General features: G+C 44.6%; 3 protein-coding genes and 1 pseudogene. 1 reads left to right on the forward strand and 3 read right to left on the reverse strand.

The window, feature by feature from the left end:
• Window positions 1-217: 217 nt before the first annotated feature.
• Window positions 218-409 (reverse strand): 30S ribosomal protein S21, encoded by a 192-nt coding sequence (gene rpsU / locus RM347_RS35555; RefSeq protein ID WP_094333031.1) that lies wholly within the window; start codon window positions 407-409, stop codon window positions 218-220.
• Window positions 410-576: 167 nt separating this feature from the next.
• Complete coding sequence (locus RM347_RS35560) at window positions 577-897, reverse strand: RNA recognition motif domain-containing protein (RefSeq protein WP_322718923.1); 321 nt, start codon at window positions 895-897, stop codon at window positions 577-579.
• A 341-nt stretch (window positions 898-1238) separates the two neighbouring features.
• On the opposite strand from RM347_RS35560, the gene RM347_RS35565 reads away from it, so the two are divergent.
• Window positions 1239-2633 (forward strand): TldD/PmbA family protein, encoded by a 1395-nt coding sequence (locus RM347_RS35565; RefSeq protein ID WP_322718924.1) that lies wholly within the window; start codon window positions 1239-1241, stop codon window positions 2631-2633.
• 244 nt (window positions 2634-2877) lie between these two features.
• On the opposite strand, the pseudogene RM347_RS35570 reads toward RM347_RS35565, so the two are convergent.
• Window positions 2878-3195 (reverse strand): annotated as a pseudogene (locus RM347_RS35570) (hypothetical protein); the annotation flags it as partial.

The raw sequence follows: 3195 nt of genomic DNA on the forward strand, positions 1-3195 counted from the left end.
ATCGCTGCGCTTATCTTAATGACCAACTTTAGAACCTGTTTAGTTCGTTTGTTCTAACAAAGTTGACATGCTCCCGATACCTTATACTAGGAAAGGTTGGCGCAGGTTAAAACTTACTCATTAGATTCTCCTTTGGAGTACAGCGATCGCCTATTCGACAGCTAAGAATCTAATGAGAGAGTGCGTTAGTGTAGCTTACCGTAGGTATCCCTAGTTATCAATTACGACGGAAATTTCTCTTACGTTGTTTGTGCCTTGCAACTTCTTTGCGCTTGTGTTTTTCCAAAGGCGTTTCAAAGTGACGATGCTTTCTCATGTCTGGAAAAATACCTGCTTTGGAAACTTCCCTCTTAAATCGACGTAAGGCTGACTCAATTCCTTCATTTTCGCCCACAAATACTTGGGTCATTTTCATCTCCTACTTAATTGGTACTGGGCACTTTTAACAAGAAAGGCACTTTCCCTCCTGCCTCCTGCCTCCTGCCTCCTTCACGCCATCCAATAGACCGGAGCGCAAAAAGGGCAGATAATGATTCTGCCCTTAAGACGTTAAAACTTAATTTTTGATCTTAAAGTTTAGTAGCGTCCTCGATTGTATCCACCGCCACCACCGCTGTTGCTTCGGTTCCCACCACCAAAGGAACCACCTCTATCTTCCTTCGGTTTAGCCTTATTCACTTTGAGGTCGCGTCCCATCCACTCAGCCCCATCAAGAGCATCAATGGCAGCTGTTTCTTCAGCTTCTGTACCCATCTCTACAAAAGCAAAGCCGCGTGGACGTCCTGTTTCACGGTCAGTAGGCAACTGAACACGCTTTACAGTACCATGTTCAGCAAATACAGAATTGAGGTCTTCTTGTGTGACCTCGTAGGATAGATTACCTACATAAATTGACATGCATTATCTCCAAAATCATAGGTGTGTAGAGATTTAGATTTCGGAGACAAGCTTGTTAAGACCAAAAGGGAAAAGCCTGTCAATACTAAAAACAAACACTGTAACCGAATTTTATTCTCACTTGATTACCTTAGCACATCATTCAGTTCTTACCCACCGTAAAAAAGGAAGTACTAAGAGTCAGAGTGCTACGGGCAAGACTGGGGACTGGGTATTGGGAAGAATTTAATCCCCATTCCCTAGTCCCCAGTCCCCTCATTAAGTGAACTCCGACATTGAGTAGCAGATATTCCCCAAATAATTGCAAAATAAATGCAGTTCGTCATTACTAATGCCTGAAAATGCCGACTACATTTGCTGATGCCCAAAATTTACTTTCTGACCTCATCGCCCGTTACTCAAAGCGTGTAGATTATCTGATGATTCGCCTTGAAAAAGCAGAAGGGACTGATATCTTGTTGCGTGGCGACAAGGTAGAAACCCTCAGTGAAGGCATCTCCATTGGTGGACATATTCGCGCTTGTTATAAAGGTGGATGGGGATTGAGCTGCTTTAACCAGCTGGCGACAATTCAGGATCGTATTGAAGAAGCGATCGCTGCTGCGCGGATGGTTGGTGATGAAGAAACTTTACTTGCACCAATTGACGCGGTGCAAGCAGTATGCATTCTACCCCTAAAAGGTGCAGACCCTCGCAAAATACCACTCTCGAAGAAAAAACAATTGTGCGATCGCTATGCTGAATTACTCAAAAGCGTTGATCGCCGGATTACCACTACCTCCGTGCGTTACGGTGACAGCGCCCAAAAAGTGATCATCGCGACCTCAGAAGGCACTTTGATCGAGCAATCTTGGGTGGATATGGAAATGCGCTTTGCGGCCACCGCCAGAAATGGCGAAACCGTACAAACTGGACGGGAAACGACTGGCTCTCGCAAAGCTTACGAAGATTTAACTGATTTGGATGAACAGGTAAAAAGTGCCGCTCAAAGAGCGATCGCAGCTTTATCTCTGCCATCGGTTAAAGGCAATACTTACACCGTAGTCATTGACCCAATTCTTACGGGTTTATTTGTCCACGAAGCTTTCGGTCATCTTTCTGAGGCCGATATGGCTTATGAAAATCCCGATCTGCTGGAAGTCATGACTATTGGACGGCGGTTTGGTCCAGAAGAACTCCAAATTTTTGATGGCGCGGCTCCAGAAGGACATCGCGGCAGCTATTTTTATGACGATGAAGGCACGCCTGCTACTACTACTCAACTAATTAAAGATGGAGTTTTAGTTGGACGTTTACATTCTCGTGAAACCGCTGGCAAATTGGAGGAAGCGCCTACGGGTAACGCACGCTGTCTCAACTATCACTTTACTCCCATTGTGCGGATGACAAATACCTGGATTGAACGAGGTAAAACGCCAGTTGAAGACTTATTTACTGATATCAAAGAAGGAGTTTATGCCCGTAATTGGTTGGGTGGAATGACGAATGGGGAAATGTTCACCTTCAGCGCTGGGGAAGCGTGGATGATTAGAAATGGCAAAATTGCGGAACCTGTACGGGATGTAACGCTTTCGGGAAATGTATTCCAAACTTTAGCGGATATTGAGGCACTTGGTAATGACTTTTACTGGGATGAATCCGGCGGTTGTGGTAAGGGAGGGCAAAACGGCTTATCAGTGGGTTGTGGTGGCCCTAGTCTCCGAATTCGAGATGTAGTCGTTGGTGGGGAAACGTGAACTATCCGCCGCGATACCAAAAATACTGGGTATCGCGGTGGACTTACGGCAATTAGTAAAAAAATTAAACCACAACGCGAAAGTCATTAGTTATTAGTCCTTGAGATACCACGTCCATTCTTTAACGTAGTTTGAATTAGTCTGAAAAGAAAAAGTTTTTCCACCCATAAGGGGCAGGGTATGCACCAAAATCCTGTTTGACCAATGACCAATGACCAATGACCAATGACTAATGACTACTTAATCAATTTGCTAACCAGAAAGCGACATTACGCACATAGGTTTTGATATCTTCTAAGGCGCGTGGCTCTTTTTTCATACCATCTCCCGGTGGTTCATCTACAAAAGTGGGGCAGCCTTTGTTAATATCCCAGTTGTAATCAACTAAATGATGGAAGCTAGAGTTAGCCACTGCTCGTCCTAGTATATTCCCCTGTTTATCTTGATGATGCTCGATTGCTACAACCAGATTGAAGTTACGACCATTGACACTCCCCGCGATAAATCGACGGGGATTCTTGAATCTAAGACATAACTTGCTCTTGCAGGTTTGCACCAACAA

The organism is Nostoc sp. ChiQUE02 (assembly GCF_034531305.2).
Classification (GTDB): Bacteria; Cyanobacteriota; Cyanobacteriia; order Cyanobacteriales; family Nostocaceae; genus Nostoc.